This is a genomic window from Pseudomonas sp. YuFO20, from assembly GCF_035064975.1.
GTDB classification, from domain to species: domain Bacteria; phylum Pseudomonadota; class Gammaproteobacteria; order Pseudomonadales; family Pseudomonadaceae; genus Aquipseudomonas; species Aquipseudomonas putida_AE.
The window spans coordinates 1-15,046 of record NZ_JAXDEO010000036.1 but is presented as its reverse complement, the minus strand read 5'-3'; the positions used below and the strand labels follow the sequence as shown (position 1 = coordinate 15,046).

Genomic DNA, 15,046 nt, shown 5'->3' with positions numbered 1-15,046 from the left:
CGATGCCTGCTATCCCCATGGAGCATGGTCTGGCGGTCGCCGGCATCCTGTTCTGCCTCGGTCTGGTCGGCCTGATGGTCCGCCGCAACATTCTCTTCGTGCTGATGAGCCTGGAGGTCATGATGAATGCCTCCGCCCTGGCGTTCATCGTTGCCGGAAGCCGCTGGGCGCAGCCGGATGGACAGATCATGTTCATCCTGGTGATCAGCCTGGCAGCCGCCGAGGCCAGTATCGGCCTGGCGATCCTGCTGCAACTGTATCGCCGCTTCCACACGCTCGATATCGACGCTGCCAGTGAGATGCGCGGATGAATCTTCTCTATCTGACTTTCGTATTCCCTCTCATAGGTTTCCTGCTGCTGTCGTTCTCCCGTGGACGCATCTCGGAAAACCTCGCCGCGCTGATCGGCGTCGGCTCCATCGGTCTGTCGGCGATCGTCACCGCCTACGTGATCTGGCAATTCAACGTCGCCCCGCCACAAGGCGGCCACTACACCCAGGTGTTGTGGCAGTGGATGGCGGTGGAAGGTTTCACGCCGAACTTCGCGCTGTACCTGGACGGCCTGTCCGTAACCATGCTCGGCGTGGTTGTCGGCGTCGGCTTCCTGATCCACCTGTTCGCATCCTGGTACATGCGCGGTGAAGCCGGTTACTCGCGCTTCTTCGCCTACACCAACCTGTTCATCGCCAGCATGCTGTTCCTGGTGCTGGGCGATAACCTGTTGTTCCTGTACTTCGGCTGGGAAGGCGTGGGCCTGTGCTCGTACCTGTTGATCGGTTTCTACTACAGCAACCGCAACAACGGTAACGCGGCACTCAAGGCGTTCATCGTCACCCGTATCGGCGACGTGTTCATGGCCATCGGCCTGTTCATCCTGTTTGCCCAACTGGGCACGCTGAATGTCCAGGAACTGCTGGTGCTGGCACCGCAGAAATTCCAGGCCGGCGACTTCTGGATGGTCATGGCCACCCTGATGCTGCTGGGCGGCGCTGTCGGTAAATCCGCGCAACTGCCGCTGCAAACCTGGCTGGCAGACGCGATGGCCGGTCCTACCCCGGTTTCGGCACTGATCCACGCCGCAACCATGGTGACCGCCGGTGTCTACCTGATCGCCCGTACCCACGGCCTGTTCACCCTGGCGCCGGAAATCCTGCATCTTGTAGGTATCGTTGGTGGTGTGACCCTGGTGCTTGCAGGTTTCGCCGCTCTGGTCCAGACCGACATCAAGCGTATCCTCGCCTACTCGACCATGAGCCAGATCGGCTACATGTTCCTGGCCCTGGGCGTGGGTGCCTGGGATGGCGCAATCTTCCACCTGATGACCCACGCCTTCTTCAAGGCCCTGCTGTTCCTTGCCTCCGGTGCGGTGATCGTTGCCTGCCACCACGAGCAGAACATCTTCAAGATGGGCGGCCTGTGGAAGAAACTGCCTCTGGCCTACGCCAGCTTCATCGTCGGCGGCGCGGCCCTGGCGGCCCTGCCACTGGTGACCGCAGGCTTCTACTCCAAGGACGAAATCCTCTGGGAAGCGTTTGCCAGCGGCAACGAAGGCCTGCTGTATGCCGGTCTGGTCGGTGCGTTCATGACCTCGCTGTACACCTTCCGCCTGATCTTCATCGCGTTCCACGGTGAAGCGAAGACCGAAGCCCACGCCGGTCACGGCATTGCCCACTGGCTGCCACTGTCGGTGCTGATCGTATTGTCCACCGCCATCGGCGCGATGATCGTTCCGCCACTGCACGGCGTGCTGCCGCAAAGCGTCGGCCATGCCGGCGGCGAAGCCAAGCACAGCCTGGAAATCGCTTCGGGCGCCATCGCCCTGGCCGGTATCCTGCTGGCAGCCTTGCTGTTCCTCGGCAAGCGTCGCTTCGTCACCGCCATCGCCAACAGCGGCATCGGCCGTTTCCTCTCGGCCTGGTGGTTCGCTGCCTGGGGCTTCGACTGGATCTACGACAAACTGTTCGTCAAGCCATACCTGGCGATCAGCCACATCCTGCGCAAAGACCCGCTCGACCAGACCATCGGTCTGATCCCGCGCATGGCCAAAGGCGGTCACACCGCCCTGAGCCGTACCGAGACCGGTCAACTGCGTTGGTACGCCGCCTCGATGGCTGCTGGTGCCGTGCTGGTCATCGGCGCCGTCGTGCTGGTAGCGGTCTGATATGAACCTTGCGAATTTGCGAAAGGAAACGAACCCGTCATGATTCTGCCTTGGCTAATCCTGATCCCCTTCATCGGCGGCCTGCTGTGCTGGATGGGTGAGCGCTTCGGCGCCACCCTCCCCCGCTGGATTGCGCTGATCACCATGTCCCTGTTGCTCGCTCTCGGCCTCTGGCTGTGGGCCAACGGTGATTATTCATTTGCCCCGGCGCCTGGCGCCGACCCGACCTGGGCGCTTGAGTTCAAGCACGTCTGGATCGAACGCTTCGGCATCAACGTGCACCTGGCCCTCGACGGCCTGTCGCTGTTGATGATCATGCTGACCGGTCTGCTGGGTGTGCTCTCGGTACTCTGCTCGTGGAAAGAGATCCAGCGTCACGTGGGCTTCTTCCACCTGAACCTGATGTGGATCCTGGGCGGTGTCGTCGGCGTGTTCCTCGCCCTCGACCTGTTCATGTTCTTCTTCTTCTGGGAAATGATGCTGGTGCCGATGTACTTCCTCATCGCGCTCTGGGGTCACAGTTCTTCGGATGGCAAGAAAACCCGGATCTACGCGGCGACCAAGTTCTTCATCTTCACCCAGGCTTCCGGCCTGATCATGCTGGTGGCGATCCTCGGTCTGGTACTGGTCAACTTCAACGACACCGGCGTGATTACCTTCAACTACGCCGACCTGTTGAAGACCAAGATGTCGATGACCACCGAGTACATCCTGATGCTCGGCTTCTTCATCGCCTTCGCGGTCAAGCTGCCAGTCGTGCCGTTCCACTCCTGGTTGCCTGACGCTCACGCCCAGGCGCCGACCGCAGGTTCCGTCGACCTCGCCGGTATCTTGCTGAAAACCGCGGCCTACGGTCTGCTGCGTTTCGCCCTGCCGCTGTTCCCGAATGCCTCGGCCGAGTTCGCGCCGTTTGCAATGGCCCTGGGCCTGATCGGGATCTTCTACGGTGCGTTCCTGGCGTTCGCGCAAACCGACATCAAGCGTCTGATCGCCTTCTCGTCCGTTTCCCACATGGGCTTCGTACTGATCGGCATCTACTCCGGCAGCCAACTGGCGCTGCAGGGCGCGGTGATGCAGATGCTGGCGCACGGCCTGTCGGCGGCGGCACTCTTTATCCTCAGCGGCCAGCTGTACGAGCGCACCCACACCCGCGACATGCGTGAAATGGGTGGCCTGTGGTCGAAGATCGCCTACCTGCCGGCCCTCAGCCTGTTCTTTGCAGCGGCGTCCCTGGGCCTGCCGGGTACCGGTAACTTCGTCGGTGAGTTCCTGATCCTGATCGGTACTTTCCCGATCGCTCCATGGGTGACCATCATCGCCACCACCGGCCTGGTGTTCGGTTCGGTCTACTCGCTGATCATGATCCACCGTGCCTACTTCGGCCCGGCCAAATCGGACGCGGTACTGCATGGCATGGACGGTCGCGAAATGATCATGGTGGTCGGCCTGGCAGCACTGCTGATCTACATCGGCGTGTACCCGCAACCGTTCCTCGATACCTCTGCCGCGACGATGCATGGCGTGCAGCAGTGGCTCGGCACCGCCTTCACTCAACTCGCTTCGGCCCGGTAAGAGCGCTATGGAATTCACGACTCAACACTTTATCGCGCTAGCGCCGTTGTTGATCACCAGCGCCACGATCATCGTGGTGATGCTGGCGATTGCCTGGCGCCGCAACCACTCCCAGACCTTCCTGCTGTCGGTGGCAGGTCTGAACCTGGCTCTGCTGTCGATCCTGCCAGCCCTGAAAGTCGCGCCTCTGGCGGTGACTCCACTGCTGCAGATCGACACCTTCGCCTGCCTGTACATGGCGCTGATCCTGGTCGCCACCCTCGCCTGTGTCACCCTCGCCCACGCCTACCTCGGCGATGGCGGTTCGGGTTACCCGGGCAACCGTGAAGAACTGTACCTGCTGATCCTGATGGCCGCCGCCGGTGGCCTGGTACTGGTCAGCGCGCAGCACCTGGCCGGCTTGTTCGTCGGCCTGGAACTGCTCTCGGTACCGGTCTACGGCCTGGTGGCCTATGCCTTCTTCAACAAGCGCTCGCTGGAAGCCGGCATCAAGTACATGGTGCTGTCGGCTGCCGGTTCCGCGTTCCTGTTGTTCGGCATGGCCCTGCTCTACGCCGACGCTGGCAGCCTGAGCTTCAACGGCATCGGCCAGGCCCTGGCGGCCACTGGTCTGCCAAGCTCCCTGGCGCAACTGGGCCTGGGCATGATGCTGATCGGCCTGGCGTTCAAGTTGTCGCTGGTACCGTTCCACCTCTGGACCCCGGACGTTTACGAAGGTGCTCCGGCACCGGTGGCAGCGTTCCTGGCCACCGCGTCGAAAGTCGCTGTGTTCGCGGTGATGGTGCGTCTGTTCCAGATCTCGCCAGCAGCGAGCAGCGGTGTGCTGAGCGACGTACTGACCATCATCGCCATCGCGTCGATCCTGTTCGGTAACTTGCTGGCACTGACCCAGAGCAACCTCAAGCGTCTGCTGGGTTACTCGTCCATCGCCCACTTCGGCTACCTGCTGATCGCCCTGGTGGCGAGCAAAGGCCTGGCCGTGGAAGCCATCGGCGTGTACCTGGTCACCTACGTGATCACCAGCCTCGGCGCGTTCGGCGTGATCACCCTGATGTCCTCGCCGTACAACGGCCGCGACGCCGATGCCCTGTACGAGTACCGCGGCCTGTTCTGGCGCCGTCCGTACCTGACCGCCGTACTGACCGTGATGATGCTGTCCCTGGCCGGTATCCCGCTGACCGCGGGCTTCATCGGCAAGTTCTACATCATCGCCACCGGTGTGCAGTCGCAACAATGGTGGCTGGTCGGCTCCCTGGTACTGGGCAGCGCCATCGGCGTGTTCTACTACCTGCGCGTCATGGTCACCCTGTACCTGATCGAACCGAACCTGCGTCGCCACGATGCCCAGCTGCACTGGGAACAACGCGCAGGCGGCGTGATGCTGCTGGCCATCGCGGTACTGGCGTTCTTCCTCGGCCTGTATCCACAGCCGTTGTTGAGCCTGGTACAGCAATCGGGGCTGGCGGGTTGATGGCTTAAGCTTTATGCGGTAGAAAACAGAAACGGCACCTTCGGGTGCCGTTTTTGCGTTTGGAGTTTCAAGATCAAAAGATCGCAGCCTTCGGCAGCTCCTACAGGTGGATCGCATTTCAAGGTAGGAGCTGCCGCAGGCTGCGATCTTTTGATCTCAATCACCATAGACGTTGGTTGTCTAGGACGAACTCTTAGCGAGCATGCTCGCGTAGGCGTAGGGGCACGCACAAACAACAACGGCACCTTTGGGTGCCGTTGTTGCGTTTGGTGCTTCAATGACAACTTGGGCTATCGAGTTATCTGAGTTCCAGTAGCACGTATGCAATCGCCATCCCGATTAGAGTGACGATCACACCCACTACAAATATGACCAAAAGACGTTTCAGGTGAGGCGGAAAGTTCTCGATATCCTCAGAGGCCACTTTGCCATAGCGGATGTAATCTTTCGGCCACACCACCATGCCGGCAATTGCAGAGAGCAGCACAAAGCCGCCAAACCAACCCTGTCTCCTCCATCCTGGCCCCCAAATGTAAATGAAGCGACTGTTTTTCAAGGATTCCATCATGGCATCCAGATGACGGTGGCTCAGATACAAGCCGTAAGCAATATTCGCTATGCCCAATAGAATAGGGCCGCCGGTGACAGTTAATGCAATCCACGGAGACCAATTGTCGATGCTGGTCACTCCTGTTTTACTTCAAATATTTTCTCACCTACGTATTCGCCCACCGTGCCGCCACCTTCTGTCCCCACCCATGCACCAACCCCTACCAACGCGGCAAAGCAAACAATGCCCCCCACTACATGCCGCCTCCCCAGTGCCAGGCAAACAGGACGACCAGCCCAGGGCACGCCCATCCCGCCCGCTATCCCACCAGCTGTGGATCCGATAAATTTTCCTCCTTCAGTAAATTTCACCTTCTCACAAGCCGCTTCAGAGTCACCAAGACAAACTTCCTGAATGGCCAGCAACGATGAAACTCCACCAATCCCAATGCCGATGTACCCCCCGGCGCCCATGTACTTCGCCGCCCGACTAATCGCATTCACATGGGTCGCGTAACCCGGTATCTGCCCTGGCGCACCAGCCTTGTCCCAGTGGTGCACCAGACTGCGACTGGAAATACCGAGCGCTGTCTTCAGCTTGGGATGATCGCCCAGGCTCGTCTGGCCACGCAGTCGAGTAGAGTTCAGCAGATGCGCATCCAGTTGGGCGAGCAGACGTGTGCGTTCGGCGAAGAACTGCGGCGATTTGAGGTGCCCGTGCTGGCGATAGCTGTCCTGATGCAGACGCTCAATGGCTTGTAGGGTGTCGCGCATTTGGGTCAGATGTTTTTCCATGACCGCCGCGCTGACGCCAAGCCAGGTTGAGGTATGGCCGGAGAAACTGGCGATTTCCGCCGCGTGGCGGAACATGAACTCCGCTTCCTCTGGTGTAAGAGGGTCGAGCGCCGCCTCGACCTGTTGCGCGGCCTGCATCAACTGGGCTTCCTGATAGGTGCAGGAGGTGTTATTCGGATCGCTCAGCACAATCAGCGAGCCGGCTTTCAAGTCGCCATACCCAGGGTTCAGTGCCTGAAACTTGCTCATCACACCCGGGTCGGGCGTAGGGAAAAGTGTCGCCTCCAACGCTTCGCGGGTCATGCTTTTGGGCACCACATTGAATCCCGGTTCTTGAGGTACCGCGCGATTGAGTATCGCAGGCGCTGGAGGGTTCGAAGGGGCGAAACCAGACTGACGTGGCGCTGCCGGTTGGCTGGTTGCAGCACTGGAAGCCGGCTGCACAACGCTCTTGCCCGCTCGCGGTGCGGAGTTAGCGCTTTGATAGGTGGCTGTGACCACGGAGGGGATCAGTCGGGCTTTGCAGGGACAATCGCTATAGCTGTCCAGCGTGCCTGCCACGGCTTTGCCATGACTGATCATGTAGGAAATCCCACCGACGATCTTGTAAGTCTTGCCGTCCTCGCCACAGGTAACCCGATCACCTTCGCGGGCATGGGCGATTCCGTACATCATGACGCCGGTATGACCATCCAGGACTTTGCCGCCACAGGTGGTCTTGTCATTCAGGCCAATGAAATGTCCTTCGTTCATTGATGCTCTACCTCTTGGATGGAGGGCAGAAAATCATCGGCCATCGCTACACCTTCCCGCCCCACTAACAAAAAACCGCTTTGTAAGGTGTTGATGATCTCGTCACCATTGCAAAGATGGCTACCGACCAGCGCCATATCGCTATGTTCTTGTCCCGCGCCCGTCACGATCTGTGCGGTACTCCCATCGGCGTACACGACGTAGTCGCCTTTCCGTGCCGCACGTACCTTCTGGCCGCTCTCTAACGTGAACTCCAAGGGAGCAGCTCCCTGCTTGATCACCCCGCCATCGCGGGTTTGACTGCCCTCGGTTGCGATTCGGTAAATGGCGTGTGCGGGATGAGCTTCCATGTATGCCTGGCCCTGGCGAACAACTGCCAGAGCTTCATCGCAATATTGCGCAAGTCGTTGTTCACTCAAGTGGGGAGCGTCAAGGCTGCGGAGAAATTCAGGAGAAACTTCGTTGGTATACAAAGTGTGCAGAGGTGCATTCATTTGCAACTTCCTTATCGTCATCGATTTGAATTGCCTTCCCTTCTCATCTCGGCAGAAGCACTGAGCAGAGAGAATATGGGCGAAGACAAATAAGACTGTGGAACGCGGAGTGAAAGCAATCCAACAGCACAAACAAATAAACGATTAGGAATTTTCGCTATTATCAACAACCAATTTCCTACAGAGACAGTTACAAAAATTAATTTTTCGCTAAAGAAATTTATACGCCCCTGTTTAATCGCTTCGAAGTGTCACTTCCTGAAAGCTATAACATCTTGCAGTATTATTTAGAGGCAAGACAGAATCCGCCGGCTTGTTCTATCGTTTGCCGATCGATGACAAAACAGAGACTGGGTTTGGTAGACCCATAGCCATATCCGGCAGAGGCTTGCCTTCACTCAGTGCTTGGCCCATGTGATCGAGGCTAACTGTCCCTGGTCCAGCAATCGGGACTGGCTGGTTGATCGCTTAGCGACATTCGGTAGAAAACACGCACGGCACCTTCGGGTGCCGTTTTTGCGTTTGGCGTATCAAGATCAAAAGATCGCAGCCTGCGGCAGCTCCTACAGGTGGATCGCATTTCAAGGTAGGAGCTGCCACAGGCTGCGATCTTTTGATCTTTAATGCCCTCTCTTTTTTTCAGGAAGTTACCTGCAGGGCGGTACGCAGTAGCTGACATTCAACAGGAGGCATTTGCCGTTAAATTTGAAGACCAGCTATCCAGAAAGAAAACCCGGTAACCGACGTTTAGGAGCTGATGACATGCTTGATGACTTCGAAGGTACTCAAATCTGAGACTTCCGTCCTGCTGTCAAATGTTTGTTCGGCTGATGAAGTTTGGTGACTGGGATGGCCTCATCGCGAGCAAGCTCGCTCCCACAGGGGATCTTCTGTGGACACACTAATCGCGAACACCGCCGATCAATTGTAGGAGCAAGCTTGCTCGCGATGGCGTCGGAACAGGCACAAACGCAAACGGCACCTTACGGTGCCGTTAACGTTTCACAGCTCAGATATTACTTACGCGCCGCCTCCCACGATTTCAGCAGCTCGGCATAACTCACGGTCTCACCCTGAGGCTTCTCGTTCGCCAGTTTCGGTTTCGGTGCACCCGGCTGATCGAACCAGTATTGCGCATCGCGCTCCGGGTTCATTTTCGGCGCGCAGGTGGCTTGGGCCTTCGAGCGTTCCAGACGGGACATGATCGCGTCCTGATCCTTGGCCAGGCCGTCCAGGGCTTCTTGCGGGGTTTTCTCGCCGCTCGCCGCTTCGGCGATGTGGCTCCACCACAGCTGCGCGAGACGCGGATAGTCCGGCACGTTGGTGCCGGTCGGGGTCCATTGCACGCGGGCCGGGCTGCGGTAGAACTCCACCAGGCCGCCGAGCTTCGGTGCCAGGTCGGTCATGGCTTGTGAGTTGATGTCCGACTCGCGGATCGGGGTCAGGCCGACGATGGTTTTCTTCAGCGAAACGGTTTTCGAGGTCACGAACTGCGCGTACAGCCAGGCCGCGAGTTTCTGTTTCTCAGGCGTGGACTTCATGAACGTCCAGGAACCCACGTCCTGATAGCCCAGCTTCATACCCTCTTCCCAATACGGCCCGCGCGGCGATGGTGCCATGCGCCATTTCGGCGTGCCGTCGGCGTTCATCACCGCCAGGCCCGGCTTGGTCATGTCGGCGGTGAAGGCGGTGTACCAGAAGATCTGCTGGGCGATGTTGCCTTGGGACGGCACGGGGCCTGATTCGGAGAAGGTCATGCCCGCCGCTTCCGGTGGTGCGTACTTCTTCAGCCAGTCGACGTATTTGGTGGTGGCGAACACCGCCGCCGGGCCGTTGGTGTCACCGCCGCGGGTCACGCTGGAGCCGACCGGGTGGCAATCCTCGACGCGGATGCCCCACTCGTCCACCGGCAAGCCGTTGGGGATGCCCTTGTCACCGCCACCGGCCATGGAGAACCAGGCATCGGTGAAGCGCCAGCCCAGGGACGGATCTTTCTTGCCGTAGTCCATGTGCCCGTAGACACGCTTGCCATCGATTTCCTTGACGTCTTCGCTGAAGAACTTGGCGATGTCTTCATAGGCCGACCAGTTCACCGGAACGCCTAGCTCGTAGCCGTACTTTTCCTTGAACTTGGCCTTGAGGTCCGCGCGCTCGAACCAGTCGGCGCGGAACCAGTACAGGTTGGCGAACTGCTGGTCAGGCAATTGATAGATCTTGCCATCCGGTGCGGTGGTGAAGGAGATGCCGATGAAGTCCTTGATATCGAGGGTCGGCGAGGTGAAGTTCTTGCCCTCGTTGGCCATCAGGTCGGTGATCGATTCGGTCTTGCCGTAGCGGAAGTGCGTACCGATAAGGTCCGAGTCGTTGACCCAGCCGTCATAGATGTTCTTGTCCGATTGCATCTGGGTCTGCAGCTTTTCCACCACGTCGCCTTCCTGCAGCAGGTCGTGGGTCAGCTTGATCCCGGTGATTTCAGTGAAGGCCTTGGCCAGCACCTTGGACTCGTACTCATGGGTAGCGATGGTTTCCGATACCACCTTGATGTTCATCCCGCGAAACGGCTCCGCCGCCTTGATGAACCACTTCAGCTCTTCGAGTTGCTGATCGGCCGTCAGGGTGGACGGCTTGAATTCACTGCCGATCCATTTCTTCGCGGCGTCTTCATAGGCATCGGCCCAGGCAGACGCGCTCAAACCGCTGAGTGCCAGCATGGCTGCCAATGAAATGCTATGTCGCAGCTTATTGTTTTTGTCGAACATAGAGACCTCCTGTTTAAGTTTCGGAGCAACATTGCCGAGCGATTCGACTAGCCCCACCGCATCACAGCCAACAGCCACACCAGGGACATCGCGAAGGCGACCCAGATGCTCCAGTCGGTCACGCCGATTACCAGCAGATGCAGGTAGGCGCTGCCGAGAAGACCGATGAACAACCGATCGCCACGGGTGGTGGCAATCGGCAAAAAGCCTCGCCGAAGGATGCTCGGCGAACGCAACTCCCAGGTGGTCATGCCCACCAGGATCAAGGCAATGACAGTGAAGAACGCCGCCGTCGGGACGGTCCAACTCATCCATTCCATCATCAGCTCCTCATACCCGGCCCAGGGCAAAGCCCTTGGCCACGTGGTTGCGCACAAACCAGATCACCAGCATGCCCGGCAGGATGGTCAACACCCCCGCCGCCGCCAGCACACCCCAGTCGATGCCGGACGCCGAGACCGTGCGGGTCATCACCGCCGCGATGGGCTTGGCGTTCACCGAGGTCAGAGTTCGCGCCAGCAGCAGCTCGACCCAGGAAAACATGAAGCAGAAAAACGCCGTGACGCCGATGCCGGAGCCGATCAGCGGGATGAAAATCTTCACGAAGAACTTGGGGAAACTGTAGCCGTCGATGTAGGCGGTTTCGTCGATTTCCTTGGGCACGCCCGACATGAAGCCTTCGAGAATCCACACCGCCAGTGGCACGTTGAACAGGCAGTGCGCCAGGGCCACCGCGATGTGGGTGTCGAACAGACCGATCGATGAATACAGCTGGAAGAACGGCAACAGGAACACCGCCGGCGGCGCCATGCGGTTGGTCAGCAGCCAGAAGAACAGGTGCTTGTCGCCGAGGAAGCGGTAGCGCGAGAACGCATAGGCTGCCGGCAACGCCACGCTCAGGGAGATGATGGTGTTCAGGCTCACGTAGTACGCCGAGTTGATGTAACCGGTGTACCAGCTCGGATCGGTGAAGATCACCTTGTAGTTGGCCAGGGTGAAATCCTGTGGGAAAAGCGTCAGGCCGCCGAGGATTTCGCTGTTGCTCTTGAAGGACATGTTCAGCAGCCAGTAAATCGGCACCAGCAGGAACAGGATGTAGATCAGCAGTGGAACAAGCTTTCTCATGCTCATGATGGCCTCAGCGGTTGGCGTCAGAGTGAGTCATGGCGGTATAGAACAGCCAGGACACCAACAGGATGATCAGGAAGTACACCAACGAGAACGCGGCGGCCGGCCCCAGGTCGAACTGCCCGATCGCCATCTGCGTCAGGGTCTGGCTGAGGAAAGTGGTGGCATTGCCCGGCCCGCCCCCGGTCAGTACGAACGGCTCGGTGTAGATCATGAAACTGTCCATGAAGCGCAGCATCACGGCGATCAACAGCACGCTCTTGAGCTTGGGCAGCTGGATATGGCGGAACACCGCCCAGGCGGACGCCCGGTCGATCCGCGCCGCCTGGTAATAAACATCCGGAATCGCCCGCAAGCCGGAAAAACACAACAGCGCCACCAGCGAGGTCCAATGCCAGACGTCCATCACCAGCACGGTGACCCAGGCGTCCATGGTGTTCGCCGCATAGTTGTAGTTGATGCCCATGGCCTTGAGGCTCGCCCCCAGCAGGCCGATGTCGGCCCGGCCGAAGATCTGCCAGATGGTGCCGACCACGTTCCACGGGATCAGCAAGGGGATCGCCAGGATGATCAGCACCACCGACGACCAGCGCCCCTTGGTCGGCATGGTCAGGGCAATCGCGATGCCCAGGGGGATTTCGATCAGCAGCACGCACGCCGAGTAGATGAACTGGCGCAGCAGTGAATCGTGCAGGCGTGGATCGAGCAGCACTTGTTTGTACCAGTCGGCACCGACGAAGTAGCGGCTGGACTGGTCGAAAATGTCCTGCACCGAGTAGTTGACCACGGTCATCATCGGGATCACCGCACTGAACGCCACCAGCAGGAACACCGGCAGCACCAGCCACCAGGCCTTGTTGTTCTGCACCTTGTTCATGGCTGCACCTCTTGGCTGGCATTGGCTTCGAGCAGGAAATCATCGGCATAGACCATCAGCCACTGCGCCGGAAAACTGATGTACGCCGTGCCTTCGGGCACCGGTTTGTCTTCGGCCAGGCGCACTTTCAGCGGCGCGCCGTCGAGGTTGAGAGTCATGATCTTGTAGGTGCCGAGGTCTTCGACGTGTACGACTTGTGCCCTCAGCGCGTCATCAAAAGGCTCGTCCCATACATGGATGAACTCCGGGCGAATGCCGACTTTCAGGGTTTTCCACGTGGATTCGGCGATGCGTTTCTGCATGGCCTCGGACAAGGGCAGATGGGTCGAAGCAAAACCGACGCCACCCGGTTGCGGCCGGACTTCGATCAGGTTCATTCCCGGACTGCCGATGAAATAACCGACAAAGGTGTGGCTCGGCCGTTCGAACAGTTCCCGCGGCGTGCCGAACTGCACGATCTGCCCGCCGTACATCACCGCGATCTTGTCGGCGAAGGTCGAGGCCTCCAGCTGATCGTGGGTGACGTAGACCATGGTGATGTTGAACTGCTCGTGGATCTGCTTGAGCTTGCGCCGCAGCTTCCACTTCAGGTGCGGGTCGATCACCGTCAGCGGCTCGTCGAAGAGGATCGCCGAGACGTCATCGCGCACCAGTCCACGGCCCATGGAGACTTTCTGTTTTTCGTCGGCGGTGAGGTTGCTGGCTTTTTTGCTCAGCAGGTTCTGCAGGTCGAGGACTTCGGCAATTTCCTGCACCTTGGTGTTTATCTTCGCCTCGGCCATGCCCTGGTTTCGCAACGGAAAGGCCAGGTTGTCGAACACCGTCATGGTGTCGTAGACCACCGGAAACTGGAAAACCTGGGCGATGTTGCGTTTTTCCGGGGTCAGGTTGTTGACCGCCTTGCCATCGAACAGTACATGACCCTGGGACGGGCTGAGCAGGCCGGAAATGATGTTGAGCAGGGTCGACTTGCCGCAGCCAGACGGGCCGAGCAATGCGTAGGCGCCGCCCTGCTCCCAGATGTGATCCATCTGGCGGATCGCGTAGTCCTCGGGACCGCTTGGCGTGCTGGTGTAACTGTGGGCGAGGTTCTGCAAACGGATTTCAGCCATCAGGCAACCCTCGCGACGCGCCGGCCGGGCGCCTGGACCAGCCGCCCCTGCGCATCGAACACGAACAGTTTATGGGTCGGGATGTAGATGCGGATCGGCGCATCGACGTCGTATTCGTGAACGCCGGGCAAGTGCAGCACCAGCAGGAAATGCTCGTTGCGCACGTGCAGGAAGGTTTCCGAGCCACTGATTTCCGCGACTTCGACGGTCACCGCCAGTTCCAGGTCGTCGTCGTTGCTCGGTACCAGCGAGATATGGCTGGGGCGCACGCCAAAACGGAACTCGCCCTCGCCCACCGGGCGCAAATCGACGTTGAGCGGGAAGTGCACGAAATTGGCGAAGCTCACTTCGTTGCCGGCAATGCGACCCGGCATCAGGTTGATCGGCGGCTCGGAGAACAACTCCGCCGCCAGCACGGTCTGCGGCTGGTGGTAGACCTCGGAGGACTGGCCACTCTGGATCACCCGACCTTCATGCAGGATGGTGGTGGTGCCGCCCAGGGCCAGGGCTTCGTTGGGCTCGGTGGTGGCATAGATGGCGATGGTGTGGCGCGCCTTGAACAGCTCGCGCATTTCCTGGCGCAGCTCTTCGCGCAATTTGTAGTCGAGGTTGACCAGCGGCTCATCGAACAGGATCAGTTCGGCATCCTTGACCAGCGCCCGGGCCATGGCCGTGCGTTGCTGCTGGCCACCGGACAGTTCCAGGGGATAACGCTGCAGGAATTTCTCGATGCGCAGCATCTTCGCGGTTTCCAGCACCTTGCTCTGGATCTGCTCATTGGAGACACCGGCCTGGCGCAACGGCGAGGCGATGTTCTCGAAGACGGTCATGGTCGGGTAATTGATGAACTGCTGATACACCATCGACACGTTGCGAAGGCGCACCGGGCGCTGGGTGACATCGACGCCATTCATCAGGATGCGCCCGGTGTCGGGCTTGTCCAGCCCGGCCATCAGGCGCATGAGACTGGTCTTGCCGGACAGCGTGCGCCCGAGCAGAACGTTGAAGGATCCGGGTTCGAAACGCAGGCACGCATCGTCGATCCAGGTCTGGCCCTCGACGGTGCGGCTGACATGCTCCAGGGTTAACGACATGGCTCGGCCTTTTTTATTTTTGGAGTCAAGCGACCTGGGTGACAGAGCGACTTTCGTGCCAGAAATTTCAAGCCATTGAGCGGATTGGAGTTTTTATAAAACCGCGAAGAACCGGCGTTCGTAGCTGAACAGAAATGAACAACCTGAAGTGAACAATTGAACAGCTCACCGATTGACAATGAACAATAGTGAACAACACTCTATGGACTGTTCACGACCCCTGTAGGAGCTGCCGCAGGCTGCGATCTTTTGATTTTGTTTTTCAAGATCAAAAGATCGCA

General features: G+C 59.2%; 13 protein-coding genes. 4 read left to right on the top strand and 9 right to left on the bottom strand.

All coding sequences use genetic code 11. The features are described 5' to 3' along the window. Positions 1-2 precede the first annotated feature (2 nt). From nuoK to nuoN, 4 genes are read left to right on the top strand one after another with little or no spacing between them, the layout of a single operon-like run. Positions 3-311, top strand: coding sequence for an NADH-quinone oxidoreductase subunit NuoK (gene nuoK, locus SOP85_RS20030; RefSeq protein WP_007946416.1), 309 nt, complete (start codon positions 3-5; stop codon positions 309-311). Continuing rightward, positions 308-2,161, top strand: a complete 1,854-nt coding sequence (gene nuoL, locus SOP85_RS20025; RefSeq protein ID WP_274074753.1) for an NADH-quinone oxidoreductase subunit L — start codon at positions 308-310, stop codon at positions 2,159-2,161. Before nuoK ends, nuoL begins: the two co-directional genes overlap by 4 nt. Before the next feature lie 39 nt (positions 2,162-2,200). Beyond that, on the top strand, positions 2,201-3,733 hold the full coding sequence (gene nuoM / locus SOP85_RS20020; RefSeq protein ID WP_274074752.1) for an NADH-quinone oxidoreductase subunit M: 1,533 nt from the start codon (positions 2,201-2,203) through the stop codon (positions 3,731-3,733). 7 nt (positions 3,734-3,740) lie between these two features. Beyond that, positions 3,741-5,204 carry an NADH-quinone oxidoreductase subunit NuoN gene (nuoN, locus tag SOP85_RS20015; protein ID WP_274074751.1) on the top strand — a complete coding sequence of 488 codons (1,464 nt, stop codon included), beginning with the start codon at positions 3,741-3,743 and terminating at the stop codon, positions 5,202-5,204. 298 nt (positions 5,205-5,502) lie between these two features. Here nuoN and SOP85_RS20010 read toward each other — a convergent pair whose 3' ends face one another. The 9 genes from SOP85_RS20010 to SOP85_RS19970 form a co-directional block, all read right to left on the bottom strand. Further along, positions 5,503-5,892 carry a hypothetical protein gene (locus SOP85_RS20010; RefSeq protein WP_323628011.1) on the bottom strand — a complete coding sequence of 130 codons (390 nt, stop codon included), beginning with the start codon at positions 5,890-5,892 and terminating at the stop codon, positions 5,503-5,505. Continuing rightward, a complete protein-coding gene (locus tag SOP85_RS20005; RefSeq protein ID WP_323628010.1) occupies positions 5,889-7,301 on the bottom strand; it encodes a PAAR domain-containing protein in 1,413 nt (470 codons plus the stop codon). Before SOP85_RS20005 ends, SOP85_RS20010 begins: the two co-directional genes overlap by 4 nt. Then, the gene (locus SOP85_RS20000) at positions 7,298-7,795 is read right to left on the bottom strand and encodes a hypothetical protein (protein WP_323628009.1); all 498 of its coding nucleotides are present in this window, start codon (positions 7,793-7,795) and stop codon (positions 7,298-7,300) included. The genes SOP85_RS20005 and SOP85_RS20000 overlap by 4 nt, the downstream gene beginning before the upstream one ends. A gap of 1,016 nt (positions 7,796-8,811) precedes the next feature. Further along, a complete protein-coding gene (locus SOP85_RS19995) occupies positions 8,812-10,554 on the bottom strand; it encodes an ABC transporter substrate-binding protein (RefSeq protein ID WP_274074750.1) in 1,743 nt (580 codons plus the stop codon). 47 nt (positions 10,555-10,601) lie between these two features. Further along, positions 10,602-10,874, bottom strand: coding sequence for a DUF2160 domain-containing protein (locus tag SOP85_RS19990; protein WP_274074749.1), 273 nt, complete (start codon positions 10,872-10,874; stop codon positions 10,602-10,604). A 10-nt stretch (positions 10,875-10,884) separates the two neighbouring features. Beyond that, a complete protein-coding gene (locus tag SOP85_RS19985; RefSeq protein ID WP_274074748.1) occupies positions 10,885-11,685 on the bottom strand; it encodes a carbohydrate ABC transporter permease in 801 nt (266 codons plus the stop codon). 7 nt (positions 11,686-11,692) lie between these two features. After that, on the bottom strand, positions 11,693-12,559 hold the full coding sequence (locus tag SOP85_RS19980) for a carbohydrate ABC transporter permease (protein ID WP_020801179.1): 867 nt from the start codon (positions 12,557-12,559) through the stop codon (positions 11,693-11,695). After that, positions 12,556-13,671, bottom strand: coding sequence for an ABC transporter ATP-binding protein (locus SOP85_RS19975; protein WP_323628008.1), 1,116 nt, complete (start codon positions 13,669-13,671; stop codon positions 12,556-12,558). The genes SOP85_RS19980 and SOP85_RS19975 overlap by 4 nt, the downstream gene beginning before the upstream one ends. Next, positions 13,671-14,765, bottom strand: coding sequence for an ABC transporter ATP-binding protein (locus tag SOP85_RS19970; RefSeq protein WP_046817153.1), 1,095 nt, complete (start codon positions 14,763-14,765; stop codon positions 13,671-13,673). The genes SOP85_RS19975 and SOP85_RS19970 overlap by 1 nt, the downstream gene beginning before the upstream one ends. Between the last annotated feature and the right edge of the window lie 281 nt (positions 14,766-15,046).

Coding starts and splice junctions, on each gene's coding strand:
- nuoK (WP_007946416.1), top strand. CDS start 3: ATGCCTGCTATCCCCATGGAGCATGGTCTGGCGGTCGCCGGCATCCTG.
- nuoL (WP_274074753.1), top strand. CDS start 308: ATGAATCTTCTCTATCTGACTTTCGTATTCCCTCTCATAGGTTTCCTG.
- nuoM (WP_274074752.1), top strand. CDS start 2,201: ATGATTCTGCCTTGGCTAATCCTGATCCCCTTCATCGGCGGCCTGCTG.
- nuoN (WP_274074751.1), top strand. CDS start 3,741: ATGGAATTCACGACTCAACACTTTATCGCGCTAGCGCCGTTGTTGATC.
- SOP85_RS20005 (WP_323628010.1), bottom strand. CDS start 7,301: ATGAACGAAGGACATTTCATTGGCCTGAATGACAAGACCACCTGTGGC.
- SOP85_RS20000 (WP_323628009.1), bottom strand. CDS start 7,795: ATGAATGCACCTCTGCACACTTTGTATACCAACGAAGTTTCTCCTGAA.
- SOP85_RS19995 (WP_274074750.1), bottom strand. CDS start 10,554: ATGTTCGACAAAAACAATAAGCTGCGACATAGCATTTCATTGGCAGCC.
- SOP85_RS19990 (WP_274074749.1), bottom strand. CDS start 10,874: ATGGAATGGATGAGTTGGACCGTCCCGACGGCGGCGTTCTTCACTGTC.
- SOP85_RS19985 (WP_274074748.1), bottom strand. CDS start 11,685: ATGAGCATGAGAAAGCTTGTTCCACTGCTGATCTACATCCTGTTCCTG.
- SOP85_RS19980 (WP_020801179.1), bottom strand. CDS start 12,559: ATGAACAAGGTGCAGAACAACAAGGCCTGGTGGCTGGTGCTGCCGGTG.
- SOP85_RS19975 (WP_323628008.1), bottom strand. CDS start 13,671: ATGGCTGAAATCCGTTTGCAGAACCTCGCCCACAGTTACACCAGCACG.
- SOP85_RS19970 (WP_046817153.1), bottom strand. CDS start 14,765: ATGTCGTTAACCCTGGAGCATGTCAGCCGCACCGTCGAGGGCCAGACC.